Annotated in this window: 18 protein-coding genes and 1 tRNA gene; 13 read left to right on the forward strand and 6 right to left on the reverse strand. The window is 70.1% G+C overall.

The window, feature by feature from the left end; translation table 11 throughout:
* Positions 1–93: 93 nt before the first annotated feature.
* Both ACE3SG_RS16060 and ACE3SG_RS16065 read left to right on the forward strand, forming a co-directional pair.
* On the forward strand, positions 94–987 hold the full coding sequence (locus ACE3SG_RS16060; RefSeq protein ID WP_374566591.1) for a DUF6502 family protein: 894 nt from the start codon (positions 94–96) through the stop codon (positions 985–987).
* Positions 987–2,195 (forward strand): DUF5666 domain-containing protein, encoded by a 1,209-nt coding sequence (locus tag ACE3SG_RS16065; protein WP_374566592.1) that lies wholly within the window; start codon positions 987–989, stop codon positions 2,193–2,195. The genes ACE3SG_RS16060 and ACE3SG_RS16065 overlap by 1 nt, the downstream gene beginning before the upstream one ends.
* Positions 2,196–2,231: 36 nt before the next feature.
* Here ACE3SG_RS16065 and argH read toward each other — a convergent pair whose 3' ends face one another.
* Positions 2,232–3,665: an argininosuccinate lyase gene (gene argH, locus ACE3SG_RS16070; RefSeq protein ID WP_374566594.1), complete on the reverse strand. Its 1,434-nt coding sequence runs from the start codon at positions 3,663–3,665 to the stop codon at positions 2,232–2,234.
* Positions 3,666–3,770: 105 nt separating this feature from the next.
* Between argH and ACE3SG_RS16075 the strand changes: the two genes are divergently transcribed.
* From ACE3SG_RS16075 to ACE3SG_RS16085, 3 genes are all read left to right on the forward strand, one after another.
* The gene (locus tag ACE3SG_RS16075; RefSeq protein ID WP_374566683.1) at positions 3,771–4,817 is read left to right on the forward strand and encodes a sensor histidine kinase; all 1,047 of its coding nucleotides are present in this window, start codon (positions 3,771–3,773) and stop codon (positions 4,815–4,817) included.
* A gap of 78 nt (positions 4,818–4,895) precedes the next feature.
* Positions 4,896–5,675, forward strand: coding sequence for a LytR/AlgR family response regulator transcription factor (locus ACE3SG_RS16080; RefSeq protein ID WP_374566596.1), 780 nt, complete (start codon positions 4,896–4,898; stop codon positions 5,673–5,675).
* Positions 5,665–6,879 carry a hypothetical protein gene (locus ACE3SG_RS16085; RefSeq protein WP_374566598.1) on the forward strand — a complete coding sequence of 405 codons (1,215 nt, stop codon included), beginning with the start codon at positions 5,665–5,667 and terminating at the stop codon, positions 6,877–6,879. Before ACE3SG_RS16080 ends, ACE3SG_RS16085 begins: the two co-directional genes overlap by 11 nt.
* Positions 6,880–6,997: 118 nt before the next feature.
* Here the strand turns inward: ACE3SG_RS16085 and ppc are convergent, their stop codons facing one another.
* Positions 6,998–9,850: a phosphoenolpyruvate carboxylase gene (ppc, locus tag ACE3SG_RS16090; protein ID WP_374566600.1), complete on the reverse strand. Its 2,853-nt coding sequence runs from the start codon at positions 9,848–9,850 to the stop codon at positions 6,998–7,000.
* A gap of 117 nt (positions 9,851–9,967) precedes the next feature.
* Here ppc and hemC point away from each other — a divergent pair, with 117 nt between their 5' ends.
* From hemC to ACE3SG_RS16115, 5 genes are all read left to right on the forward strand, one after another.
* Positions 9,968–10,939, forward strand: a complete 972-nt coding sequence (gene hemC / locus ACE3SG_RS16095) for a hydroxymethylbilane synthase (protein WP_374566602.1) — start codon at positions 9,968–9,970, stop codon at positions 10,937–10,939.
* Complete coding sequence (locus ACE3SG_RS16100) at positions 10,936–11,739, forward strand: uroporphyrinogen-III synthase (protein ID WP_374566604.1); 804 nt, start codon at positions 10,936–10,938, stop codon at positions 11,737–11,739. Before hemC ends, ACE3SG_RS16100 begins: the two co-directional genes overlap by 4 nt.
* 176 nt (positions 11,740–11,915) lie before the next feature.
* Positions 11,916–12,989 (forward strand): uroporphyrinogen-III C-methyltransferase, encoded by a 1,074-nt coding sequence (locus ACE3SG_RS16105; protein ID WP_374566605.1) that lies wholly within the window; start codon positions 11,916–11,918, stop codon positions 12,987–12,989.
* A gap of 16 nt (positions 12,990–13,005) precedes the next feature.
* The gene (locus ACE3SG_RS16110; RefSeq protein WP_374566607.1) at positions 13,006–14,253 is read left to right on the forward strand and encodes a heme biosynthesis HemY N-terminal domain-containing protein; all 1,248 of its coding nucleotides are present in this window, start codon (positions 13,006–13,008) and stop codon (positions 14,251–14,253) included.
* A 74-nt stretch (positions 14,254–14,327) separates the two neighbouring features.
* Positions 14,328–14,404 (forward strand) — tRNA-Arg (locus tag ACE3SG_RS16115).
* A 114-nt stretch (positions 14,405–14,518) separates the two neighbouring features.
* On the opposite strand, the gene ACE3SG_RS16120 is transcribed toward ACE3SG_RS16115, so the two are convergent.
* Both ACE3SG_RS16120 and ACE3SG_RS16125 read right to left on the reverse strand, forming a co-directional pair.
* Positions 14,519–15,208: a flavin reductase family protein gene (locus tag ACE3SG_RS16120; protein WP_374566609.1), complete on the reverse strand. Its 690-nt coding sequence runs from the start codon at positions 15,206–15,208 to the stop codon at positions 14,519–14,521.
* 101 nt (positions 15,209–15,309) lie between these two features.
* A complete protein-coding gene (locus tag ACE3SG_RS16125) occupies positions 15,310–17,367 on the reverse strand; it encodes an ATP-binding protein (RefSeq protein WP_374566612.1) in 2,058 nt (685 codons plus the stop codon).
* A gap of 308 nt (positions 17,368–17,675) precedes the next feature.
* Here ACE3SG_RS16125 and ACE3SG_RS16130 point away from each other — a divergent pair, with 308 nt between their 5' ends.
* Positions 17,676–18,653, forward strand: a complete 978-nt coding sequence (locus ACE3SG_RS16130) for an SMP-30/gluconolactonase/LRE family protein (RefSeq protein WP_374566614.1) — start codon at positions 17,676–17,678, stop codon at positions 18,651–18,653.
* A 24-nt stretch (positions 18,654–18,677) separates the two neighbouring features.
* Here ACE3SG_RS16130 and ACE3SG_RS16135 read toward each other — a convergent pair whose 3' ends face one another.
* Both ACE3SG_RS16135 and ACE3SG_RS16140 read right to left on the reverse strand, forming a co-directional pair.
* On the reverse strand, positions 18,678–20,570 hold the full coding sequence (locus ACE3SG_RS16135; protein WP_374566616.1) for a diguanylate cyclase: 1,893 nt from the start codon (positions 20,568–20,570) through the stop codon (positions 18,678–18,680).
* Between the two features lie 79 nt (positions 20,571–20,649).
* Positions 20,650–21,615: a helix-turn-helix transcriptional regulator gene (locus tag ACE3SG_RS16140; protein ID WP_374566617.1), complete on the reverse strand. Its 966-nt coding sequence runs from the start codon at positions 21,613–21,615 to the stop codon at positions 20,650–20,652.
* A 211-nt stretch (positions 21,616–21,826) separates the two neighbouring features.
* On the opposite strand from ACE3SG_RS16140, the gene ACE3SG_RS16145 reads away from it, so the two are divergent.
* Both ACE3SG_RS16145 and ACE3SG_RS16150 read left to right on the forward strand, forming a co-directional pair.
* Positions 21,827–23,017 (forward strand): pyridoxal phosphate-dependent aminotransferase, encoded by a 1,191-nt coding sequence (locus ACE3SG_RS16145; RefSeq protein ID WP_374566619.1) that lies wholly within the window; start codon positions 21,827–21,829, stop codon positions 23,015–23,017.
* 315 nt (positions 23,018–23,332) lie between these two features.
* Positions 23,333–26,614, forward strand: coding sequence for a carbohydrate binding domain-containing protein (locus ACE3SG_RS16150; protein ID WP_374566621.1), 3,282 nt, complete (start codon positions 23,333–23,335; stop codon positions 26,612–26,614).
* The last annotated feature ends 20 nt before the right edge of the window (positions 26,615–26,634 follow it).

The following is a 26,634-nucleotide window of genomic DNA, read 5'->3' on the forward strand; positions in this document are numbered from 1 at the left end:
CCGCCCGGCCACGGCGCCACCAGGCACCGGCCGGGCGGGTTAGCATTCCGCCTGGGCAAAGCGCACATTTGTTCTGATGCGATGTCCAGGCCGATGTCCGAACCCACCGAATCCTCCCTGCCGCCGGATCAGCAAGCCGTGCTGGAAGCCGTCAACGCCCTGCTGGCGCCGCTGGCGCGCCTGGCCGTGGCCCGCGGCGTGCAGTTCAGCGAGGTCGAAGAGCGGCTGAAGACGGCCTTCGTGCAGGCGGCGCGTGAGGCCCACCCGGGCGGCCTGCCGCACCGCCAAGTCAGCCGGATCAGCACCGCCACCGGCATCAACCGGCGCGAGGTCACCCGGCTGGTCAACGCCCACCTCGAGCAGGCACGGCCGCGCCGCTCGCTGGCCGGCGAGGTCTATGCCCACTGGCTGACCAACCCGCTGTACCGCGACGTGGCCGGCCAGCCGAGGGCGCTGCCGCGCCAGGGCCCGCGGCCCAGTTTCGAGACGCTGGCGCGCGAGATCACCAGCGACGTGCACCCCCGCAGCCTGCTGAGCGAGATGCAGCGCCTGGGCTACGCGCAGTGGACTGAGGCCAGCGACGAGGTGGCGCCGACCAAGGACGCGCTGGTGCCGCGCGGCGACCTGCCGCGCTCGCTGCGCATCCTGGGCGCCAACGTCGGCGGCCATCTGTCGGGCGCGGTGGCCAATGTGCTGGGCGACGGGCGCCAGCATTTCGAGCAGGCCATCGTCGCCAGCGGCGTGCCATTTGACGCACTTCAAGCCGTGCGGCAACTGGTGGCCGCCCAATGGAAGCTGGCCTTCGACAGCCTGGTGCCCGCGCTCGAACGCCTGATCGACGCGGGCGCCGACGGCGCGGCAGGCCCAGCGAACGATCCCCCGGTCGAAGCAGCACAGCGTGTGCTGATCGGCCTGTACAGCTACCACCAGCCGGACCCGGCGGTGCCGCCACAAGGCGACCCGCCGCCGCCGGCAGGAGACTCTTGATGAACCGTTGGATGCGTTTTCTGCCCGCCTCGACAGGCCGTGCCCTGGCCGGGGCCTTGCTGGCCGTCACGGCGGCCTTGCTGCACGCCTGCGGCGGTGTCGAGGGGCAGGGCACGGGCTCGGTCAGCTACAGCGAAGGCCCGATCGCCGGCTATGGCTCGATCGTCGTCAACGGCGTGCACTTCGACGAAAGCCGGGCCCAGATCAGCGACGACGAGGGCCACAGCCTGGCCCCCACCGACCTGAAGCTCGGCATGACGGTGCGGGTGGACGCCGGCGCCATCGACCAGACCCTGGCCACCGCGGTGGCCACCGCGGTGCACGTGGGCAGTGACCTGATCGGCCCGGTCACCACCAACGACCTGCTGGCGCAGCACATCGGCCTGCTCGGCCAGACGGTGCGCGTGACCTCGTCCACCGTGTTCGACGACGCGCTGGCCGGCGGCCAGGCCGCGGTGACGCTGGGCAGCACCTTGCAGGTGTACGCGATCCTCGACCCGGTCACGGGCGTCTACGCGGCGCAGCGCATCGAGCTGAAGGCCGCGCCGTCGGCCTACAAGCTGCGCGGCGTGGTGAGCCAGCTCGACAAGACCCAGCACACCTTCCGCATGGGCGGCGCCGGCTTCAGCTACGCCGAGGGCATCGCCCCGGCCGACCTGGCCAACGGTCAGACCCTGCGGCTGCAGCTGCAGACCCAGGTCGACGGCAACGGCCGCTGGGTGGTCGGCCGCTTCGACGACGGTCGCTCGCGCCCGGCCGAAGGCAGCGAGGCCGAGATCGAAAGCGTGATCGCCACCTTCACCTCGAACGCCAGTTTCACGATGTCCGGCCTGACGGTGAATGCCTCGTCGGCCCGCATCGAGCCGGCCGGTGCCACGCTGGCCGCCGGCCTGCGCGTGGAGGTGGAGGGCACCATCAACGCCGGGGTGTTGATGGCGACCAAGCTGGAGGTCAAAGGCAGCGGCGACGACGGTGGCGACGATGATGGCGGTGGCCGCGACCTCGAATTGAGCGGCCGCATCTCGCTGCTGGACACGCAGGCCAAGACCTTCGTGCTGCGCGGCCAGCTGATCGACTACACCGACGCCGTGTTCGACGACAACCTCAGCGAGGCCGATCTGGCCAACGACAAGAAGGTCGAGGTGCGGGGCCGCTTGTCCACCGACGGCACGGTCGTGCTCGCCGAGCGGATCAAGATCGAGGATTGATGCACGGCCGGCGGCGCGGAGCGGCCGGCAGCGGCGTCACGCGCCCAGGCGGGCGCGGTGGCGCTCGATCTGCGCCCGCGCCTGCTGCGGCGCGGTGCCGCCGATCACATTGCGGGCGTTCAGCGAGCCGGTCAGGCTCAGCACCTCGAACACGTCGTCGCCGATCGAGGCGTGAAAGCCCTGCAGCGTGGCCAGCGGCAAGTCCGACAGGTCGACGCCGAGCTTCAGGCCTTCTTTCACCGCATGGGCGACCACCTCGTGGGCGTCGCGGAACGGCAGGCCCTTCTTGACCAGGTAGTCGGCCAGGTCGGTGGCGGTGGCGTAACCGCGGCGCGCGGCCTGCTGCATCGCCTCGGCCTTGACCTTCAGGCCACCGCTGCGGGTGCCGTTGGCATCGACCTCGCCGCCCACCATCTCGGCCATGATGCGCAGCGTGTCCTTCACCGTGTCGACGGTGTCGAACAGCGGCTCCTTGTCTTCCTGGTTGTCCTTGTTGTAGGTCAGCGGCTGGCCCTTCATCAAGGTGATCAGGCCCATCAGGTGGCCGACCACGCGGCCGCTCTTGCCGCGCGCCAGCTCGGCGACATCGGGGTTGCGCTTCTGCGGCATGATCGACGAGCCGGTGCAGTAGCGGTCCGACAGGTCGATGAAGCCGAAGTTCTGGCTCATCCACAGCACGATCTCTTCGGCCAGGCGCGAGACGTGGATCATCACCAGCGTCGCGAACGAGCTGAACTCGATCGCGAAGTCGCGGTCGCTCACGGCGTCCAGGCTGTTCTGGCACACGCCGTCGAAGCCCAGTGCCTGCGCCACGCTCTCGCGGTCCAGCGGGTAGCTGGTGCCGGCCAGCGCGGCGGCGCCCAGCGGCAGGCGGTTGACGCGCTTGCGCACGTCGGCCAGCCGCTCGGCGTCGCGGGCGAACATCTCCACATAGGCCAGCATGTGGTGCGCAAAGCTCACCGGTTGCGCGACCTGCATGTGGGTGAAGCCGGGCATCACCGTTTCGGTGTGGTGCGAGGCCACGGCCAGCAGCGCGCGCTGCATGTCGGCCAGCAGCGGCGCGATCGCGTCGATCTCGCTGCGCAGCCACAGCCGCACGTCGGTGGCGACCTGGTCGTTGCGCGAGCGGCCGGTGTGCAGGCGCTTGCCGGCGTCGCCCACCAGCTGGGTCAGGCGGGCCTCGATGTTCAGGTGCACGTCTTCGAGCTCGGGCTTCCAGATGAACTCGCCGTTCTCGATCTCGGCCTTGACCATCGCCATGCCGCGTTCGATGTCGGCCAGGTCTTGCGCGCTGATGATGCCCTGGCGCGCCAGCATGCCGGCGTGGGCCAGGCTGCCCTCGATGTCGGCCCGCCACAGGCGCTGGTCGAAGAACACGCTGGCGGTGTAGCGCTTGACCAGTTCGCTCATCGGCTCGGAGAACAGGGCCGACCAAGCTTGTGACTTCTTATCCAGCTGATTGCTACTCATGAAGCGCCTGCGATGGGGTAGGAGGGTGATCAGGGAAACCACTGATTCTAGGAGTCACGCGGCCCGCGAGCGAGCGGCGCGGCCAGAATGAGCCCCGTGAAACGCATGCACGACACCGGGGCGAGCACCCTTTTCGACGATCTGCGCGAGGCCGTCACCGCCCCCGACGCCTCGATGGCCGAGGCGCTGCAACTGTGCCGCAGCGGCACCTTGCTGCGCGCGATGCTGCTGGTCATCGTGGTGCTCGGCGTGGGCCTGATGTTCGGTGCGCACGGCCCGGGCAGCTGGCTGGCCGATCTGTCCGGTGCGGCCACGGTGGCGGTGCCGGCCACCTTGCTGTGGGTCTTGATGGCGTGCGCCGCCCGCCACTTGATTGCCCGCGCGGCGCCGGCGGTGCAGGTGGCCGCGGCGTCCACGCTGGGGGCGGTGGCCGCGCTGATGCTGTGGTGGCCGATGGCCTCGGTGGGTATGGCACCGGGCAGCACCCACGCGATTGCGCCGGCCTTGACCGGGGCCTTGCTGGCGACGCTGGTGTTCCAGTCCGAGCGCTGGCGCCAGCGCGCGCGCTTGCCCGCCGCCGCGGCCGCGCGCCTGGCCGATCTGCAGACCCGCATCCGCCCGCACTTTCTGTTCAACACGCTCAACACCGCGATCACGCTGGTGCAGCTCGACCCGAAGCGGGCCGAAGAGGTGCTGGAAGACCTGTCGGACCTGTTCCGCGCGGCGCTGGGCGCGCTCGACCAGGCGACCACCGTCGGTGCCGAGATCGAGCTGGCGCGCCGCTACCTGGCGATCGAGCAACTTCGCTTTGGCCCTCGTCGGCTCGAGGTGGAATGGGATCTGGACGCCAACGCCGCCGCCGCCAAGCTGCCGCCGCTGGCGCTGCAGCCGCTGGTCGAGAACGCGGTGCGCCACGGCATCGAGCCGGCCGACAAGGGCGGCACGATCGAGATCCGCACCCGGCGCCGCCGCGACCGCGTGCTGATCTCGGTCACCAACACCGTCGCCCCCGGCCCGTCGCGGCCGGGCCATGGCATCGGAATTGCGAGCGTGCGCGAGCGGCTGCGCCTGATGCACGACCTGGACGCCGATTTCCGCTGCGGCCTGACCGAGGACGGGCGCTTTCGCGTCAGCATCGGCCTGCCCTGCTGAACCCCGGCAACCGATGCAACCGCTGCTTTCTTTTCACGCTGGCAGCACCCGCCCCCAGCGCCGACAATCGTCTGCACCATGGACCGTTTGCGTGTACTGATCGTCGACGATGAGCCGCTGGCCCGCATGCGCCTGCGCAGCCTGCTGGCCGATTGTGTTCGCCCCGCGGTGACGGTGGTCGACGAGGCCGGCAGCGCGGCCGAGGCCCTGCATGCCCTGGCGCGCCAGCCGGTCGACGCGGTGCTGCTCGACATCCACATGCCCGGCATGGACGGCATCAGCCTCGCGCGCAAGCTGCGCGAGCAGCAGCCTGCACCCGCGGTGGTGCTGGTGACCGCGCATGCCGAGCACGCGCTGCAGGCCTTCGAGGTCGATGCGGTCGACTACCTGACCAAGCCCGTGCGGCGCGCCCGCCTGCAAGAGGCGCTGGGCCGGGTCGAACACCGCCTGGGGCGCGCGTCGTTGTCGCCGCCCGTGGCCAGCGTGCCGGCCGCCGAGGCGCCGACCCTGGTCGTCAGCGACCGGGGCCGCGTGCTGCGCATCCCCGTGTCCGAGGTGGTGTACCTGCGGGCCGAGATGAAGTACGTGACGCTGTGCACCACCAAGCACCGCTACGTGCTGGACGATGCGCTGACCGACCTCGAACAACGCCTGGGCAGCGCGGTGGTGCGCATCCACCGCAGCATGCTGGTGGCCAAGTCGGCGGTGCGTGCGCTGGAGCGGCGCGCGCTGCCGGGCGCCGAGGCCGAAGAGGCCGGCGAGAGCTGGGCGGTGCAGGTCGACCCGATCGGCGAGTGGCTGGCGGTGTCGCGCCGCCAGTTGCCGCAGGTGCGCGAGGTGCTGGCGCGTGCCGGTTGACGGCCCGGTGACCGAGCCGGCCGCACGAGCCCGTCGCTGGGCGCTGCTGGCATTGGTGCTGTTGCTGGGCTTGGGGGCCGCCGGCTACCGCTGGTGGCAGCAAGCCGATCCGGCCGACGATTCGGTGGTGCAGGCCTTGTCCAGCGTGGCCGAGGCGACGCAGCATGCGGTGATGGCCAGCCAGGCGGCGTCTGCGCCGCTGCCCGGCGCGAGCGCCGCCTCGGAGCCGGACGCCGCACCCGCCGCCGGCCCGGTCGACCCGGGTTGCCCGCCGCCGTGGCGCGCGCTGGCGGGCAAGCCGGCCGATGCGATCGACAAGGTGTTTCGCCGCCTGCGGCCCACGGCGCTGGCCCATGCCGGCCAGTTGCTGGCGGCGTCGCCCGAGGCCTTCGAGCGCATTGCCGGCCGCTTGCTGATGGCGCGCGCCAACGATGTCGAAGGGCCGCCCGATGCCGACACCTACCTGGCGCTGGTCAGCGAGGCCCTGAGCAGCAACGACCCGCGCGTGGCGGCCTTGGCCACGCAGCTGTGCGACACCGCGCCGGCCGAGCACGCGGCGGCCTGCTCGTCGATGTCGCCGGCGCGCTGGGCCGCGGTCGACCCGGACAACGTGCAGGCCTGGCTCGCGGTGGCGGCCGAGGCGCTGGAGCGCTCGGACAACCGCACCGCGCGCGAGGCGCTCAGCCGCGCGGCGCAAAGCCGTGGCAGCCGCCTGATCTGGAGCGACCTGATGCCCTTGTCGAACAGCACCGTTCTGCAGGCCTTGCCGCCGGTGGAGCGCCAGGTGCTGGCCGCCGACCTGATCGGCGTGGGCAGCCTGCTGGTCAACAACGGCCTGCTGGCGATTTCGCGCCTGTGTTCGACCGATGCGCTGGCCGCGCCGCAGCGGCGGGCCGAATGCGGCGCGGTGGCCGGGCTGATGATCGAGCACGGCGACACCTTGATGGAACACGGCATCGGCATCGGCCTGGCGCGCCGCAGCGGCTGGCCGGCCGAGCGGGTCGACGCCCTGGCCGAAGAGCAGCGTGCGCTGAGCGAGGCCTTCGTCGAAGAAACCAACTTCGGCTTCGACCAGCCGGGCCCGATGACGATGGCCCAGGCCTGCGAAACCTACCGCCGGGTCGAAGCCTCGTTCGCGCTGGTCAGCAACGGCAACGAGATGCAGGCCGCGCGCCGCGCGTTGCAGCGCCAGCAAGAAAAGTGAGGCCCCCACGGGCCCTGCCGGGCCCTGCCCCCCGAGGGGGCTCGCGCAGCGGACCGGCAGAGCCGGATCCGCGCACGCCACTTGAGGGGCGGCGGCGCTTCGCGCGCCTGGGTGGGGTTCAACCCGTATTTCGCAGGCCGGCGGCGATGCCGTTGATGGACAGGTGGATGCCGCGCTGCACGCGGTCGTTGGACGGGTCGACCGTCTCGCCCTTGGGGCGCTTGCGGTAGCGCCGCATCAGCTCGACCTGCAGGTGGTTCAGCGGGTCGAGGTAGGGGAAGCGGTGCTCGATCGAGCGGGCCAGCGCCGGGTTGCTTTGCAGCCGCTCGCCCTCGCCGGTGATCAGCGCCAGTGCGTCGTGGGTCTTGTCCCACTCGGTGCGGATGGCGGTGAAGATGCGCTTGCCCAGGCGCTTGTCCTCGACCAGCTCGACATAACGCTGCGCGATGCGCACGTCGCTCTTGGCCAGCACCATGTCGAGGTTGGACAGCAGCGTGCGGAAGAACGGCCATTGCCTGTGCATGCGCTGCAGCAGGTCCAGCCTGGCCGCGCGCCCGGCGCCTTCGCCGAGGAAGGTTTCGACCGCCGAGCCGAAGCCGCACCAGCCCGGCAGCGCCACGCGGCACTGGCCCCACGAGAAACCCCAGGGGATCGCGCGCAGGTCTTCGATCGCGCGCGTGGCCTTGCGTGACGCGGGCCGCGAGCCGATGTTCAGCTCGGCGATCTCGCGGATCGGCGTGGCGGCGAAGAAGTAGTCGGTGAAGCCGTCGGTGTCGTAGACCAGGTGGCGGTAGGCGGCCATGCTGGCCTGGCTCAGGCTCTCGGCCGCTTCGAGAAAAGCCTTGGGCGCGGCCTTGGTCGGGTGCAGCAGGCTCGCTTCGAGCGTGGCGGCCACGAGCGTCTCGAGGTTGCGCCGGCCAATCTCGGGGTGGGCGTATTTCGACGCGATCACCTCGCCTTGCTCGGTCAGGCGGATCTGGCCCTTCACGGTGCCCGGGGGCTGCGCCAGGATGGCCTGGTAGCTGGGGCCACCGCCGCGGCCGACGGTGCCGCCACGGCCGTGGAAGAGACGCAGCCTGATGTTGTGCTCTGCTTCCAAGGTGTCGAACATCTCGACCAGCGCGATCTCGGCGCGGTAGAGCTCCCAGTTGCTGGTGAAGAAGCCGCCGTCCTTGTTGCTGTCCGAGTAGCCCAGCATCACGTCCTGCTCGCCGCCGCCGCGCGCCACCAGCGCGGTGATGCCGGGCAGGGCGTAGAAGTCGCGCATGATGTCGACGGCGTTGCGCAGGTCGGCGATGGTCTCGAACAGTGGCACGACGATCAGCGCCGCGCGGGCGTGGTCGTTCAAGGTGCCCTGCAGCAGGCCGGTTTCCTTCTGCAGCAGCAGCACCTCCAGCAGGTCGCTCACCGTCTCGGTGTGCGAGATGATGTAGTGGCGGATCGCGTGGGCGCCGAAGCGTGCGCGGCCCACCGCGGCGGCTTCGAAGATCGCCAGCTCGCTTTGCGCCAGCGGCGAATAGTCGGCGCCGCGCACGCGCAGGCCGCGCGCGTCGTCGAGCTGGCGCAGCAGCAGGGCGCGGCGCTCGTCTTCGCTCAGCGCGGCGTAGTCGGGCTCGATGCGGGCCACGCGCAGCAGCTCGGCCACCACCAGCTCGTGCTGGTCCGAACTCTGGCGCAGGTCGACGGTGGCCAGGTGGAAACCGAACACCTGCACCGCGCGCTGCAGCGGCGCCAGGCGCGGTGCGACCAATGCTTCGGCATGGTGAAAGCGCAGCGACTGTTCGATCACGTCCAGGTCGGCGGCGAACTCTTCGGCGCTGGCGTAGGGGTCTTGCGGCGCCACCGCATGGCGCAGCGCCTCGGTGCCCGTTAGCGCGTGCAGCGTCGCGGCCAGGCGGGCGTACACGCCGATCAGCGCGCGGCGGTAGGGCTCGTCCTCGCGGTGCGGGTTCTTGTCCGGCGAGCGCGCGGCCAGCGCCTGCATCTCGGGCGGCACCGGCGCCAGCATGGCCGACATCGACAGCTCGGCGCCGAGCGAATGCACCTCGGTCAGGTAGTGGCGCAGGGCGGTCTCGGCCTGGCGCGACAAGGCCAGGTTCAGCGTTTCGGCGGTCACGTTGGGGTTGCCGTCGCGGTCGCCGCCGATCCAGTGCCCCATGCGAAAGAACGGCGGCACCTCGTGGCCGGGCAGCGCCTGCTCGATCTCGCGGTACATGCGCGGGATCTGGCGCAGGAAGGTCGCGTGGTAGTACGACAGCGCGTTCTCGATCTCGTCGGACACGCGCAGCTTGGCATAGCGCAGCATGCGGGTCTGCCACAGCTGGGTCACGCGGGCGCGGATCAGTTGCTCGTTCTCCTGCCGGTCGCGCTCGCTGCGCAGCTCGTCGCGCTGGGTGATCAGCGTGGCGATGGCGCGCTCGGCGTCGAGGATGCTGGTGCGCTGCACCTCGGTCGGGTGGGCAGTGAGCACCGGCGAGATGTAGGCCCGTTGCAGCATCGCCGCGATGTCGGCGCCGCGGTGGTCGGCACGGGCCAGACGCTCGAAGCAGAAGGCCAGCGAGCCTTCCTGCAGATGGCCTTCGGCCTCGTGGTGCATGCGCCGGCGCACATGGTGGCGGTCTTCGGCGATGTTGGCCAGGTGCGAGAAATAGCTGAAGGCGCGGATCACGCTGACCGTCTGGTCGGCCGACAGGTTCTTCAGCAAGCGGTCGAGCACCCGGCCGGCCGACGCGTCTTTCTTCAGCCGGTAGGCCACCGAGAGCTGCCGCACCCGCTCGATCAGATCGAAGGCGGCGCGGCCCTCTTGCTCACGGATCACGTCGCCGAGGATGCGACCGAGTAACCGGATATCCTCCATCAGCGGCTTGTTCTTTTCTGCCGCATCGCTCTTGGCGTTCACCGCTACAGCGGTTTTGCGCGATTTTGGTGCGGCGGCGGGCGAGGGCGGGGCGGTGCGGGCGGCGCGAGGCATAGAGGCTCCAAACGGGGTAACTAAATTACCACTGCGCGATCGTAGCAGGCTTCTGGGGCCTCGCCGACGCATAAATCACGGTCGTGTCGCGCCGCCCCGGGTGGCCATAATTCGCCCATGCCCGTCAACACCGCCCCCACCCCCGCGTCCGCCGAACCCACGGTCGTCATCGCCACCCGCGAAAGCCGCCTGGCGCTGTGGCAGGCCGAGCACGTGCGCGACCGCCTTGCCGCCGAGCTGGGCCTGCGGGCTGAGCTGCTGGGCATGACCACCCGCGGCGACCAGATCCTCGACCGCAGCCTGAGCAAGGTCGGCGGCAAGGGCCTGTTCGTGAAAGAGCTCGAGACCGCGCTCGAGAACGGCGACGCCCGCCTGGCGGTGCATTCGCTGAAAGACGTGCCGATGGACCTGCCGCCCGGTTTTGCGCTGGCGGCGATCCTGGAGCGCGAAGACCCGCGCGACGCCTTCGTCTCGAACCACTACGACCAGTTGAGCGCCTTGCCGCAGGGCGCCTGCGTCGGCACGTCCAGCCTGCGCCGGGTGGTGCAGCTGAAGGCCTTGCGGCCCGACCTGCGCATCGAGCCCTTGCGCGGCAACCTCGACACCCGGCTGCGCAAGCTCGACGAAGGCGGCTACGACGCCATCGTGCTGGCGGCCGCCGGCCTCAAGCGCCTGGGCCTGGCCAATCGCATCCGCGCGCTGTTCGACGTCGTGCAGATGATCCCGGCGGCCGGGCAGGGCGCGCTGGGCCTGGAGGTGCGCGAAGACGACGAGCCGCTGCAGCAAGCGCTGGCGCGGCTGAGCCACTCGCCCACCTGGCTGGCCACGCACGCCGAGCGCGCGGTGTCGCGCTCGCTCGGCGGCAGCTGCTCGGTGCCGCTGGCGGCCCATGCGACCTGGCCATCGCCGGGCCAGATGCACCTGGCGGTCGCCTTGGGTGATGCCGAAAACACCTTGCTGCCCTTGCTGAAGGCCGAGATGCAGGCCGAGGTGGCCGACACCGACGCGGCCGAGGCGCTGGGCCGGCTGGCCGCGGGGCGCCTGCGCGACGCCGGCGCGTCGCGCTACCTGGCCCCGCTGGGCGGATGAGCCCGACCCCCGCGCCGGCCCGCTGTGCGCTGGTGACGCGCCCGCGGGCGCAGGGTGCGGCCTGGCAGCAGCGGCTGCGTGCGCTGGGCGTGCAGGCCGAGCTGCTGCCGCTGATCGACATCGGCCCCGCGCCCGACCCCGCGGCGCTGCGCCTGTGGTTTGCCGGCCTCGCGGCCGGCGGCCCGTTCCAGCCGGCTGCGCTGGTGATGTTCGTCAGCCCGAACGCGGCGAGTGGCCTGTTCGATGCCTTGCCGGCCGGCTGGCGCTGGCCCGAGGGCGCACTGGCCGCCGCCACCGGCCCCGGCACCGTGGCCGTGCTGCGCGCCGCGGGCGTGCCGCCGGGGTTGATCGTCGCGCCGCCCGAAGACGCGGCGCAGTTCGACTCCGAGGCCTTGTGGGCCGTGCTGGCGCCGATGCGTGACTGGGCCGGCCAACGCGTGGGCATTGTTCGCGGCGAGGGCGGGCGCGACTGGCTCGCCACGCAGCTGCGCGCGGCCGGCGCGCGGGTCGGCTTCGTCCAGTCGTATGCGCGCGGTGCGCCCCGCCTGAATCCCGACGAACAGGCCTTGCTGGCGCGTGCGCTGGCGCAACCCGCCGCCCATGCCTGGTTGCTGAGCAGCTCCGAGTCGATCGATCATCTGGCCGCCCTGGCGCCCGGCGCCGACTGGTCTGGCGCGCTGGCCATGGCCTCGCACCCCCGCATTGCCGAGCGCGCACGCGCACTGGGTTTTGGCCAGGTGATCGAGCTGAAACCGACGCCCGAGGCGGTGGCCGAGGCCCTGGGCACGCTGTCTGCCTAGACGCTCATCTTGGCTGCGCCATGGCCCAGGCACTGTGGCGCAGAAGCCGCGCCCACCTCTGGTGAACAAGGCCCGTCGATACAATCCGCGCACCCGTGAACGCCCCTGAATTGCCCTCGTCTACGCCGGTGCCCGGCGCCACTGAACCGGTGTCCGCGGCGCCTGCTGCGGCTGCCGTGGCCCCCCCGCCGAGCCCGGCGGTTTCGCCCGCGCGCAGCCTGATGTGGCCGCTGGGGGCGTTGGCGCTGACCGTGTTGAGTGTCGCCAGCCTATCGCTGGTGTGGAGCACGCAGCAGCGTGTCAAGTCGCTCGAACAAGAGCTGGTGCGGCGCCAGCAAAGCAGCCAGGATCAGTCCACCGAAGCGCGCTTGCTGGCGCGCCAGGCGCACGACGCGGCCGCCGATGTCGCGGCCAAGCTGGCGCTGGTCGAGGCCCGGGTGGCCGAATCGGCGCTGCAGCGCACGCAGGTCGAAGAGCTGATCCAGTCGCTGTCGCGCTCGCGCGATGAAAACGTGCTGGCCGACGTCGAAGCGGGCCTGCGCGTGGCGCAGCAGCAGTCGGCCATCACCGGCAGTGCCGAGCCGATGGTGGCGGTGCTGCGCCAGGCCGATGAACGCCTGGCGCGCTACAACCAGCCTCGGCTCGAGCGGGTGCGCCGCGCGGTCGCGCGCGACCTCGACCGTGCCCGCGCCGTCACGGTGGCCGATGTGCCCAGCCTGTCGATCAAGCTCGACGAGGCGGTGCGCCAGGTCGATGAATTGCCGATGCTGGTGAACCCCGAACGCAAGGCGGCGGTGGCGCCAGCCCCGGTGGCCTCGGCGCCGATGCGAGATCCGTCCGCCTCTGCCGTGCGGCGCCAGGCAGAAGACTGGCTGGGCATGATCGACCAGGCCTGGCAGCGTGTGGCCACCGAAACCTGGGCCGAGGTGCGTTCGCTGGTGCGCGTGACGCGCATCGACCAACCCGAGGCGATGCTGGTCGCACCCGAGCAGGCCTACTTCCTGCGCGAGAACCTCAAGCTGCGCCTGCTGAATGCGCGGCTGGCCTTGTTGTCGCGCCAGTTCGATCAGGCGCAGAGCGACCTGGCGCAGGCGCAGACCTCGCTCGAGCGCTACTTCGACCGCAGCTCGCGACGCGTCAACACCACGTCCGAACTGCTGCGCCAGGTGGCCTCGCAGACGCGCCAGGTCAACCTGCCCCGACCCGACGAGACCCTGGCCGCGCTGGCTGCGGCCTCGGCCGGGCGCTAGCAAGGGCGAAGGCTGCATGCGCTCGGTCATCTGGCTGGTGTTGCTGTTCACCGCGGCGGTGGTCACCGCCACGGTGCTGGGGCGCAACGACGCGCTGGTGTCGGTGTTCTACGGCACGGTGCGGGTCGACCTCTCGCTCAACCTGTTCCTGTTCGTGCTGCTGGCGGCAGTCTTCATCGTCTTCGCCGGCTTGCAGGCCACCCAGTCGCTGCTGAGCTTGCCGACCCGGGCGCGCGAATGGCGCGAGCAAAAGCGTGAGCGCGCTGCCGGTGCCGCGCTGCGCGAGGCGCTGGCCGAGCTGTTCGCCGCGCGTTATGCGCGGGCGCAACGTGCGGCCCAGCGCGCGCTCGACCTGCAGGCGCTGAGCAGCGGCCTGCGCAGCGACCTGCAGTTCACCGTGCTGGCCGAGATGGTGGCGGCCTCGGGCCTGCACCGCCTGCAAGACAAGAAGGCCCGCGACGAACACGTCAACGCGGCGCTGGCCCTGGTGCGTGGGCGCATCGGCAGCGGCACCGCGTTCGACGGCCTGCAACTGCTGAGCGCCGAGTGGGCGCTCGAAGACCGCGACGCCGAACGTGGCCTCGCGCTGCTGGCCGAGCTGCCACCTGGCGTGGCGCGCCGCACCCAGGCCCTGCGCCTGAAGCTGCAGGCCGCGCGCCAGCAGCGCCGCCCGCTGGACGCCCTGCAGACCGCGCGCCTGCTGGCCAAGCACCAGGGTTTCTCGGCGCCGGCCGCCCAGTCATTGCTGCGCTCGCTGGCGATCGAGGCGATCGACCAGGCGTTCGATCTCGACCAGCTGCGCCGCGTCTGGTCGCAACTCGATGCCGACGACCGGCGCGACGCGTTCGTCGTCGCGCGTGCCGCGCGCCGCGCCCAATCGATGGGCCATGCCGCGCAGGGGCGCACCTGGCTACAGCCCTCGTGGGACGCGATCGCCACCGCCGGCCCTGATGCGCGCCGCGAGCTCGCGCTGGCGCTGGTCGACTGCGCGCCCGGTGTCGGCAGCGACTGGTTGCCGCGCATCGAATCTGCGCTCGCGGTGCACGGCCACGAGCCTGCGCTGGTGGCCGCGGCCGGCATGGCCTTCGCTGACCGCCAGCTGTGGGGCAAGGCCCGCCGCCCGCTGGAGCAGACCGCGTCGGCATCGAGCCTGCCGTCGCCGGTGCGCCGCCAAGCGCTGCGTTGCCTGGCCGCGATCGCGCGCGAAGAAGGGCACGAAGAACACGCCCACAGCTACGACCAGCGCGCGGCTGCGATCGACTGATTCGGTGTCGCCTTAGTGCATCGCAACACGAAAGTTGAGACAAAAGAAAAATCCATGCTATAGTGCATGGCTCAGCGGCTGTAGCTCAGTTGGATAGAGTACTTGGCTACGAACCAAGGGGTCGTGGGTTCGAATCCTGCCAGCCGCACCAAACAATAAGAAATGGATCAACGGGTTAGATGCTTCGGCGTCTAGCCCGTTTTTTCTTGCCCGGCCGCTTTGGCTGCGACGGTCTCGGTGGTCGCCTCGCGACCTTTGCGCAGGTTCAGGCGGGCGTGGCCGAGGTGTCGGCCCGGCGTGCCCGGTCCACGTCGGGGCTGCGGTACATCGCCTCGGGGATCGAGGACAGCGCGGAGGTGTGCAACTGCCCGTCGGCCAGGCCGTAGAACTTCTGGAAGCTCATGATCAGCGGCCGCCACTTGTCGGGGTCGACATGGTCGGGGCGGTCGTGCATCAGGATCGACGGGTGCAGGTGCACGCGCTGGATGCGCACCTCGATGTTCAGCACCCGGCCGCGCAGCATCGCGTCGTCGTCGCCGACGCCGTGAACGGCCTCGACCACGGCCTCCAACTGCACCGGGCATTCGTGCACCCGCGGCGGCGCCACCGTCTCTGACGGCACGGGTGAAAAGCCCGATGTGGCGAACTTGTCGTGCGCATGGCGATAGCCACGCGCGGCCTTGGCCGGCGGCACCGGGTTGGCGCCGGTCGTCAGCGCCAGCCGGTCGACGAAACCGACTTCGTGTTGCGACGGCAGGTTCAGCACGCACTCGCGCTCACGCTGCAGGTTGCGCGCCGTTTGCGAGGCCGCCCCCAAGCCCAGCACGCAGCGCCAGCCGAGCCAGAAGGCCGACGACATCGGGGCGAGGTTGGGGCTGCCGTCGTCGTTGATCGTGCTGATCACGACCACCGGGGTGCCGAAGTAGAGGATCGCGGGTTCTTGCCGCTGGTGCATGCCGACTCCTGATGAAGCATTGAACGGGTCAAGTGCCTCAATGTGCCGGCGGCGGCGCGGCTTGTCGCGCCGGATTCGGACACCGGTTTGGCGCGCGTGCGCTACGCCCGAGGGCCGGGCGGCGGCGTGTGGCCCAAGGCATCGTCGACCGCCGCCAGCAACTGGCCCACGTCGACCGGCTTGGTCAGGTAGCGGAAGAAGCCCGCCGCCACGCCGCTGTCGACATCACCCGCCATCGCGCTGGCCGTGAGCGCAATGATCGGGATGTGTGCGGTGCGTGGGTCGCTGCGCAAGATGCGTTGCGCCTGGCGGCCGCTCATGCCGGGCATGTTGTTGTCCATGAAGATGACCGCCGGCCGGTGGGCGCGCGCCATCTCGACGCCGAGCTGGCCGTTGTCGGCCTTCAGCAGCTTCAGCCTCGGGCGGTGTCGCAGGATCTCTTCGACCAGCATCTGGCTCGCCGGGTGATCGTCCACGCACAGCGCGGTGAGCGGTGGCTCGTCTTCCTGCGCCTGGCGCGCGGTGGCCGGCGTGGCGTGTTCCGGGGCACTGCCTGTCGATGCGCGCGGCGCGGCCGCGGCCGGCAGCTCGATCCAGAACACGCTGCCGACCTGCGGCGTGCTGCTCGCGCCGATCTCGCCGTTCATCAGCTCGACCAGCCGCTTCGTCAACACCAGGCCGATGCCCGAGCCCTCGGTCTTGCCGGTCTCCTGGCCGAGGCGGTTGAAGGGCTGGAACAGTGCGCTGATCTGCGCCGGTAGCAGCCCGGCGCCGGTGTCTTGCACCTCGATGCGCAGGCACAGCTCGTGCGCACGGGTGCAGACGATGCGGACCTCGCCGCGAGGCCGGTTGTACTTGATCGCGTTGGACAGCAGGTTGATCAGCGCCTGCTTCAGCCGGCCGCGGTCGGCCACGGCCAGCAGCTCGCAAGCGGCCGGCGCGTGCAGCTGCACCGACCGGGTGGCCGCCAGCGGCTCCATCATGCGCACGCATTCGTCCAGCAACGGCGCCAGGGCCACCGCCTGCAGCTGGATGTTGACCTTGCCGGCTTCGATCTGCGCCAGGTCGAGCAACTCGTTGATCAACAGCAGCAGGTGCTGGCCGGCCTCGACGATGTGGCGCACATAACCCGCGTGCTGCTCGGCGCTGGCCGGCTTGCCGCCGGTGGCGGCCAGCAACTGGCCGAAACCGATGACGGCGTTCAGCGGTGTGCGCAGCTCATGGCTCATGCTGGACAGGAAATCGGACTTGGCACGGTTGGCCTGCTCGGCCGCCGCCTTGGCCGCGGCCAGCGCCTCGTTCGAGCGCTCGAGCTCGGCGGTGCGCTGGTGGATGCGGCGCTCGAGCACCTCGTTCAGGCGCTGCGCGTGGGCGGCCATCGCCTTTTGCGCCGTCACGTCCTGCAGCGTGTTGAACCAATGGCGCTGGCCGTCGCCCGCGCCGCTGGCCAGGGGCTCGATCGTCTGGTGCACATGGATCTGCGCGCCCGACGCCTGAAGCAGCCGGTACTCCACATCGACCCGCCTGGCCGGCAGCGCGCCGACGGCCATCGTCTGCAAGAAGGTGTCGCGGTCGTCGGGGTGGATCAGCTGCGACCAATCGAGCAGGCTGCGCGGCAGGTTCGCGCGCTCGCAGCCGGCGAGCTGGTGCAGCGTGTCCGACCAGTTCTCGAACCAGCCGACTTCCGATGTCACCACATGCGCCAGCTGCGCCAGGCCCTGCGCGCGGTTCAGCTCGGCCTCGCGTTCACGCAGCGTCGTCTCGGCGTGCACCCGCTGCGTCACGTCCACCGGGCAGACCAGCCGCGCCGGCCGGCCCTGGTAGAGCAGCTCGCGCGAATTGATCTCCACGTAGATCAGCAGCTGGTCTTTGGTCAGGTGGCGCCAGACCCCCGAATAGCGGCTGGACCGCGGCATTCGGCGCACCGATTCTTCGACGTACTGCACGTCTTCGGCCGGCCGGATGTCGCGGATCGTCAGCGCGCAGAACTCGTCGTGGCCGTAGCCATAGACGCTGCAGGCCGCGGCGTTGACGTCCATGATCCGCAGCGATGCCAGGTCGTAGACCAGCAGCGGCAGCGGATTCGCCTCAAACAGGTAGCGCCAGTCTTGCGGCTCGGGCAGCGGCCATTCGGGCAAGGCGGCGTTCTCGGCCCGCACGGGCCCGCCAGGGGGTGGTGCCGACGGCTCCGGTGCCATGGGGGCGGGGGCCGAGTCGGGCCCAGCTGGGGCGGGGTGCGGCAAAGTCTGTTCCTTTTGTTTCACGGTGCGGACATCGACACCCGCGCTGGTGCGATGAGTCGCGTGATGCGTCACGGCCTGACGCGCTATCGTTGAACTCCCTGGGCGCGCTGACCGCGCCCTTTCCAGCGCTGGCCGCGGCGCGAACCGAGGAGACACCACCGATGACCGACGCCCGCCACCAGCTCATGCCCCCGAACCCCGCTCGCAACCCGCCGAGGCGGGCGATGACAGTCGGCGCCTTGGTCGCGATGGCCTCGCTGGCTGGCATGGTGGGCAAGGCGCATGCCGGCTGGTCGTGCCCGGCCGGCCCGTTCGGCCACCCGGTGCCACCCGGGGCGCAGATCACCCACCTCGACAACGCCTTGCCGCGCGACGCGTTCAACCAGAACGGCAACTTGAATGCCAACGTCGAGGGCCCGGTGTGGCTGGGCGGCTCGCTGTATGTCAGCGAGTTCGGCCAGGGCGCCAACCCGCCGCCGTCGCGGGTGTTGCAGATCACGGGTGACACCCCCGGTGTGGTGTTCTCGGCCACCGCCGGCACCAATGGCCTGGCCACCGACGCGGCCGGCAAGCTCTACGGCGCGAGCCACAAAGTGGGTGGAATCGTGCGTTTCGGCGCCGCCGGCGAGGAGCCGACCGTGATCGTGGCCAGCTACCAGGGCCAACGGTTCAATTCGCCGAACGACCTGGCGTTTCGCAGCGACGGCACGCTTTACTTCACCGACCCGACTTGGCAGGCGCCCAGCCCGCCGCCGCAGGCCAAGACGCGTGTCTACCGCGTCGCCCCCGGTTCGCACAAGGCGCTGGTGGTCGACGCCAACCGCTCGCAGCCCAACGGCATCACGCTGTCACCCGACGAGAAGACGCTGTACCTGTCGTCACTCGACGGGCTGTACAAGTACGCGGTGGCGGCCGACGGGTCGGTCGGGCCGGCGAAGCGTTTTGCCAGCCAGATCGGCGGCGCCGACGGCATGGTGGTCGACTGCGCGGGCAACCTCTACGTCACCAGCACCGATGTGATTGTGCTGAACCCCTCGGGCAAGGAGATCGACCGCCTGCCGATGCCCGCCGGCGCCGGCAGTGTCACCAACGTGGCCTTCGGCGGCGCCAAACGCAAGACGCTGTTCATCACCGCGATGGGCCAGGGCAACGGTCGCGGCGTCTTCAAGGTCGACCTGAAGGTGCCGGGCATGCCGTATTGACGCCGCGCCGGGCGGCGGCGAGCCTCAACCGGCCTGGTGCTGCGCGAGGGCGCCCGGCACCTCGGCGCTGTCGACGCGGTTGCGGCCGCGTGCCTTGGCCCGGTAGAGCAACTCGTCGGCGCAGCGGTACAGCGCCTCTTCGTCCGTCTCGGCGGTGGCCGCGTGGTCGCACCAGGCCAGACCGAATGATGCGGTCACCACGCCGGCTCCGTGCTGGGCATGGGGGATGCCGAGCGCCTCGATCGAGCGCCGCACCTCGTCCAGAAAGCCCAGCAGGTGCGAGCGGTCGGGCCCCGACAGCAGCAAGGCAAATTCTTCGCCGCCGACGCGGAACAGCCGGTCGGTCGATCGTTTCAGGCAGGCCTGCACCGTGGCGCTGACGCGCCGCAGCACCTCGTCACCGGCGGGGTGGCCGTAGTGGTCGTTGTAGCCCTTGAAGTGGTCGAGGTCGAACAGGCACAGCCCGATCGCGCCGCCCTCGCGCCGCACATGGGCCAGGCGGTAGGCCAGCTGGTCCTGGAAATGGCGGCGGTTGAAGGCGCCGGTCAATTCGTCGGTGATCGACAAGGTGGTCAGGCGCTGGTTGGCGGCCTCGAGCTCGCGCGTGCGCGCCCGCACCAGCTGACCCAGCTCGTTGTTCAGGCGTGTCTCGGCTTCGAGCGCCTGGCGCTCGGCCAGCAGCTTGTCGGCCTTCATCCGGTTCATGCCCTCGGCCAGTGCGATGGCAATGCACAGCGCTTCGAGCACCGAGCCGATCGCCACGCCATAGGCCAGCAGCGGGTGATCGGGCAAGGTGGCTTCGAGCCGCATGCGCTCGGCCATCAGGCCCACCAGCATGCACGCCGCGCCCAGCAGGAAGAACCGGGTATGGCGCAGCCCCTGGCGCCAGGCCCAGATGCTCAGCCCCATCGCGAAGAGGATGCTCGCCATCGTGGCCGGCATCGCGAGCTTCAGCGTGCCGCTGTACGAGCCGACCAGCGCCATCGGCACCGGCAGGGCGTTCAGCCCCACCACGGCCCAGCACAGCCGCAGCAGCCACGGCCGCCGGGCCAGCGCGGGCTTGACGTTGGCGATCAGCATCGCGCCGAACAGCACCACGCTCATCGAGTAGTTGACCAGCAACCCTTGGTTGATCCACAGCGGCGGCAGTCCTTGCAGGTACTGCGCCGCATGGCCCTCGAAGGCGAAGCGCGTCGCCACCAGGCAGAACAGGTAGCCGACATACCAGCCAAACGCTGCGTGCCGGGTGCTGCCGAGCAAGCACAGGTGGTACAGCAGCAGGATCAACAGCGCGCCGTAGTACAGGCCGCACAGCAGTGTGTGTCGCTGCATCGCCTGCTGAAACGCCTGCTCCGACCACAGCTTGATCGGCAGCAGGCCGAGAAAGCCGTCGCGCGAATCGAGCCGCACCAGCACGTCCACCGTCTCGCCGGCCGACACCGCCAGCGGAAAGGCGAAGCCGTGGTAGGCGATCGGCCGGTCGGCAAAGGGGCGTTGGTCGCCGGCGCGGTAGTGGCTGGCCGCGCCGCCGGCGTGCAGCACATGCACCTCGATGTCGTCCAGCCGCGGGTTGTCGAGTTCGAGCACGCGCGTGGTCGCGGCGCCGGCGGCGCCCACCAGGCGCAGGTGCAGCCACCAGGCCGACGGTGAATGCGCGAGGTTCAGCACCGGCGTGGCCACCGGCCGCCAGGCCTGCGATGGGGCGAGCACCTGGTCGGCCCGCAATTGGTGGCTGGGGTCTTCCAGCAGCTCGGCCTGGCCGGCGATGGCCAGGCGGTCCTGGCCGGGCGTCAACACGATGGGGGCGGCCTGCGCGGTGGCGGTGCCGCCCAGCCACAGGCAGGCGGCCGCCGTCAGCACCCGGCAGGGCCAGCCCAGGGCGCGGGTGACGCGAAGACAGAGACGCAGGAGATCCACAGATGACGAGCCGGAGCCACCGGTGGTGGCCCTGCCGCCTCTATCGGCCCACTGGCCGCCGACTTGAGCAGAGGGGGCGTCAAAGACCGTAGAGGGCCACGATGCGCCGCAGCCGCTCGATCGTCGCGCGCTTCAGGGCCGGCGGCCCGAGCACCTCGACCTCGGGCGCCAGCCGCAGCAGCTGGCCGGTGGCGTGGTCGATCGTCTCGATCGGGATGCGCAGCTCGACGCGCTCGCCGTCGCCCTCGGGCGGGTTGACCGCGGCCACCGCCTTGGCCACCGCTGCGCTGAGGTACGACAGGCTCTTCAGGCCGGTGGCCGTGGCGCGCACGGTGGCCTCGCCCTTGAAGACCTCGGCCTCGAAACGCTGCACCGACTGGCGCCAGTACTCGGTCAGGTTGAAGCCCTTGGGGCGCTTGACCACGCCGGGCTGCAACTCGGCATCGAGGATGCTGGCCACGCGGTAGGTGCGCAGCTTGTCGTCGCTGGCCGCCACCAGGTACCAGGCACCGGCCTTCAGCACCAGGCCCAGCGGGTGGATGGTGCGGCGCGAGGTGAGCTTCCAGCTCTCGTAGTGCATCGCCAGCGGCCGCTCGTCCCAGACCGCGGTGGCCACGGTGGCCAGGTGCGGCAGGGGCTGTGATTCGCGGTACCAGTCGATCGGGTCGAGGTACAGGCGCGAGCTGACGCGGCGCGCATCGTCGCGCCAAGAGGCGGGCAGCGCGGCGAGCAACTTCAGCTGCGCCTGCTCGACATGGTCGCCCAGCCCCAGCTCGGCCGCCGGCCCCGCCAGGCCGCTCAAGAACACGGCCTGCGCCTCCGAAGGGGTCAGCCCGGTCAGCGTGGTCTTCCAGCCGCGCATCAGCTCGAAGCCGCCGGCGCGGCCCCGCTCGGCGTAGACCGGCACGCCGGCGGCCGTCAGCTCGTCGACATCGCGGTACAGCGTGCGGACTGAAATCTCCAGCGCATCGGCCAGTGCCCGCGCGCTCATGCGGCCGCGCGTCTCCAACAACATCTGGATCGAGAGCAGGCGGCTGGCGCGCACAGGTGAAGGCTCCGGTGGGTGGGGCGGGTCTGGATGCTAAAGCTGACTTCGGCTGGCAGCTATTTTTGCCCAGGCAATTGAGTGCTGCGCTCTCAAGAAACGAAGGGCCGTTCCCGAGTTTCTTGATCCCCCGCGGGGGGACGGGCTGGGCGCAGCCCGGACCTTGGGGGCACTCGTTAGCATCGGGGCTCAACCGCCATGGATGGACCGCATGAACCAGCCCGCTGCCTCAGGTCTTCTCACCGCTGACGCGCGCGACAACGTCCGCGCACTGCGCTCGTCGCAGATCCGCGAGGTGGCCAACGCGGGCCTGGGCGTGCCCGACGTGCTGGCGTTCTGGTTCGGCGAGTCCGACCGGGTGACGCCCCAGTTCATCCGCGACGCTGCCGCCGCTGCGCTGGGGCAGGGCGCGACCTTCTATTCGCACAACCTGGGCATCGCACCGCTGCGCGAGGCGCTGGCCGGCTACGTGACGCGGCTGCACGGCCCGACCACCGCCGACCAGGTGGCGGTGACCAGCTCGGGCGTCAGCGCGCTGATGCTGGCCACACAGCTGGTGGCGGGCGCTGGTGACCAGGTGGTGGCGGTCACGCCGTTGTGGCCCAACCTGGTCGAGATCCCGAAGATCCTCGGCGCCGACGTGCAGACGGTGGGCCTGCGCTTCGGCGCACAAGGCTGGTCGCTCGACATGGACCAGTTGCTGGCGGCGCTGACGCCGGGCACCCGGCTGCTGCTGCTGAACTCGCCCAACAACCCGACCGGCTGGGTGATGAGCCGCGACGACCAGCGCACGGTGCTGGACCATTGCCGGCGCTTGGGCATCTGGATCATCGCCGACGAGGTCTACGAACGTTTGAGTTATGCCGACGATGGTGCGGCAGCGCCGTCGTTCCTCGACATCGCCGAGCGCAACGAGCGCGTCATCTGCGTTAACTCGTTCTCCAAGGCCTGGCTGATGACCGGCTGGCGCCTGGGCTGGATCGTTGCGCCCGACGCATTGATGGGCGACCTCGGCAAGCTGATCGAATACAACACCTCGTGCGCGCCGGTCTTCGTGCAACAGGCCGGCATCGCCGCGCTGACGCAGGGCGAAAGCTTTGTGCAGCAGCTGGTAGGCGACCTGCGCGCCTCGCGCGATCACCTGGTGCAGGCCTTGTCGGCGCTGCCCGGGGTGCAGGCCAAGGCGCCGCCGGGGGCGATGTACCTGTTCTTCTCGATGCCCGGCGCCGAGCACAGCCTCGCGCTGTGCAAGGCGCTGGTGCGCGAGGCCGGCCTGGGCCTCGCGCCGGGCAGCGCGTTTGGCCCCGAGGGCGAGGGCTTCGTGCGCTGGTGCTACGCCTGCGACACGGCGCGGCTGGACGCTGGCGTGGCGCGGCTGCAGCGCTACCTGGCATCTCGCTGAGTGGTGTGAGTTGAGTCTGTAGTCTGGCTACATTGAAACTACGATGTAGTCGAAGCGAGCGTGGTTTCTCCTGTGAAAACAGCCGTTGCAACCCTGCGACTCAGGCTAGGGAAAACGAAGAGTTGCCGGTAGTTTTGTTTTAGTAGAGTCGCCGCCGTGACGCCCAAGCCGGCAGCTGCGGCCCCCTGACGCCACACCGATCTGCGCCCCAGCGCTTGCTGCTCATGAAGCGGCGAGTTGTCTGCGAACTAACGCGTCAGATCCTTGACCCACGTCTTGACACCTGCATTCCCGCGTGGCGGGAAGGGAGAGCCCATGCCCATTCGTTTCGTACCCCATGCCTTGGCCGTGGCCGCTGTGGCTGCCCTGGCCGGCCAGCCGTTGCCGGCAACGGCCGCCAGCATCCCGGCGGCCCACGTCTATCACAACCACATGCCGAACTTCTGGCCGTTCTACGGTGTGGACGTGGCGGCCACCTACAACGCCACCGCGGTTGGCCAGCCGATCCGCTACACCTACGACGGCCAGGTCATCAACCTGAAGAAGAGCCCGCCGCCGGGCTACAGCTACTACCTGCCTGCCTCTTTGGGCGGCGGCATCATGCCGCACGACGACCTGGTGAACTACTACTCGCCCGACGCGAAGACCGGCGCCTACCAGTGGTGGCCGCAGCAGGACGCGGGCGAGGTCAAGAGCTGGTCCGGCGGCAGCGGGCAGATCCACGTGACGATGTCCGGCGCGGTGGTCAACAACGTCAACAGCCTCGAGAACCTGCAGAACGTGCCGGGCTACACCAACCCGAACTGGGGTGCCTCGTGGACCACGGCCTACAACGGCCTGCCCACCACCCATGGCCACCGCACGCTGGACCTGATCCACTTCACCGGCCACCACACGATGGGGCCGCTGGTCGGGCCGGACTACTTTCTCAAAGACCTGATCTTCCACGGCGCGACCATGGCGCAGCCCTACTTCCTGGGCAGCAGCTACACCTCGTCGCACGGCTTCTTCCCGACCGAGCTGGGCTTCTCGGAGCGCCTGATCCCGTCGCTCGCGAAGATGGGCGTGCAGTGGGCGGTGGTCGGCAACAACCACTTCTCGCGCACGCTGAAGGACTACCCCTTCAGCACCTACGACGCGACCGGCGACACGCTGATCTCGCCACCGAACCGGGCGGACCTGCGCAACACCGCCAACACCGGCAGCTGGGTGGCCAACGGCATGGCGCACGAGCAGCAGGTCATCGTCAACAAGTTCCCGTTCGCGTCGACGCCGCACTGGGTGCGCGCGGTCGACCCGGCCACCGGCGCCGTGTCGAAAATCGCGGCCATCCCCGTCAGCCAGAACGGCTCGTGGGCCGAGGGCTGGGACGGCTCGACGACCGTCGACGAGCTGATGCCGTACACCGCGCAGGAGCCGCGGCAGTTCTTCGTCGTCGCGCACGATGGCGACAACTCGGGCGGCCGCGCCGGCTCGCTGGACACCTGGCAGAACGGCCACCGCGTCACCTGCGCCGGCAACGGCTTCTGCCAGGGCATCGACGAGTACCTGAAGGCCCACCCGATCCCCGATGGCGACGTGCAGCATGTGCAAGACGGCTCGTGGGTCGATACGCGCGACAGCTCGTCCGACCCGACCTGGTACCACTGGCATTTGCCGCCGCTGATCTGGCAAGGGCAGTTCAATGCCTTCAACCAGGCCACCGGCCTGAACCTGGCGCCGAAGAAAAACCTCAAAGGCCAGAACGAAGGCGCGACCGTCAGCCTCGAACACGGCTGGCACTACCTCGAGCGCAACTTCGCGCTGCTGCAGCCGGCGCTCAACTACGCGAAGACGGCCGAGCAGATCTGGCTCGACGCGCACCCGAACCACTGGTCGCCGACCAGCGCGCTGGACCAGCAGGTGACCCACGCCGGCAACCAGCTGAACCCGTGGATGTTGTCGTTCCCGGTCAAGGGCAACGCCGCGGCCGACTATGCCGGCGGCGCCAACCCGGCCGAGCTGGCCTGGTATTTCTTGCTGCCGGCGATGGACTCGGGCTTCGGCTACTACGACGAGAACAAGGACGACGTGGTCAAGCCGACGCTGGCCTTCAACAACTCGCTCGCGTTCTCCAAGCCCTATGTCAGCGCCAACCTGGCGAAAGACCGCACCGGCCCGTCGGTCTGGTGGCCGCAGCGTTACCCGTACAACCCGGGCTCGGTCAACGGCTCGAAGGCCGAGGGCTGGACGATCCAGCACTACAGCCAGGACTTCGCGGTCTACACCTACGGCTTCGACGTGTCGGGCATCGCGTCGGCCAGGCTGATGGTGCGTGTGCACAGCCAGAACACCATCGACAACGACGACGACACCTACAAGGTCTACAGCCCGAAGAAGATGGTCGGCAAGCCGGGGCTGAACATCACGCCGAGCAAGGTGGGCGCATGGAAGGCCTACCCGATGCAAATGCGCGACATGACGCCGGTGATGAACGGCGTCAGCTGGGTGCAGCCGACGATGGACACGTTGAAGGTGGTGCCGGCGCAGGAGATCGGCAACCTCTACTACGCCTACCTGTCGGACTACCGCAACCAGCTGCTCGACTACTACGTGAAGATGACCGATGCGGCGGGCAACGTCACGCGCTCGGAGATCCAGCAGGTGTATGTCGGTGCGGGCACCTACCGCCCCGGCGGCAACTCGGGCTTCACCGAAGACGTGAACGGCACGGTGCCCGGGGTCTACCCGTTTGTCTTGACTGACAGCACGCCGCCCAGCGTGCCGCCCAAGCCGACGCTCGGCCAGCTCACCGATCGCAGCGTCAGCCTGAACTGGCCCGCGTCGAGCGACAACGTCGGCGTGACCGGCTACCGGGTCTTTCGCAACGGCGCGGCGGTCGGCACCACGCCAACCCCCGGCTACACCGACAGTGGCCTGACGCCGCAAACGGCCTACAGCTACCAGGTGGCGGCCTACGATGCGGCCGGCAACCAGTCGGCCAAGAGCGTGGCGCGCAACGTGACCACGCGCGCACCCGACACCCAGGCGCCGACCGCGCCTGGCGCGCCGGTGGCGTCGGGCGTCACCGGCAACACGCTGACGCTCGGCTGGACGGCGGCGAGCGACAACTACGGCGTTGCGAAGTACCTGGTGCTGCGCAACGGCAGCCAGGTGGGCACGTCGGCGGGCCTGAGCTTCGACGACAGCGGCCTGACGCCGTCGACCACCTACAGCTACACCGTGAAGGCCGAAGACGCCGCCGGCAACCAGTCGGTACCGTCTGCCGCGACGCAGGTCACCACCGCGTCGGGCAACTCGGCCACGGTGTACTACAAGGTGCCCAGCGGCTGGTCGGTGGTGAACATCCACTACGCGCCCAACGGCGGCAGCTGGACGCCGGTGCCGGGTGTGCCGATGAGCCCGGCCTGCGCCGGCTGGGATGTCTACACCGTCAACCTCGGCCAGGCGACCGGTTGGCAGACGGTGTTCAACAACGGCAACGGCACCTGGGACAACAACGGCGGCCGCAACTACAGCCTGGGCACCGGGCTGTGGCAGGTGGCTGATGGCGTGGCCACGGGCGGCGTGAACCCATGCGCCTCGTTGGCACGGTGATACCGAGCGGGGCGGCCGGC

The organism is Ideonella sp. (assembly GCF_041914305.1).
Taxonomy (GTDB): domain Bacteria; phylum Pseudomonadota; class Gammaproteobacteria; order Burkholderiales; family Burkholderiaceae_C; genus Ideonella.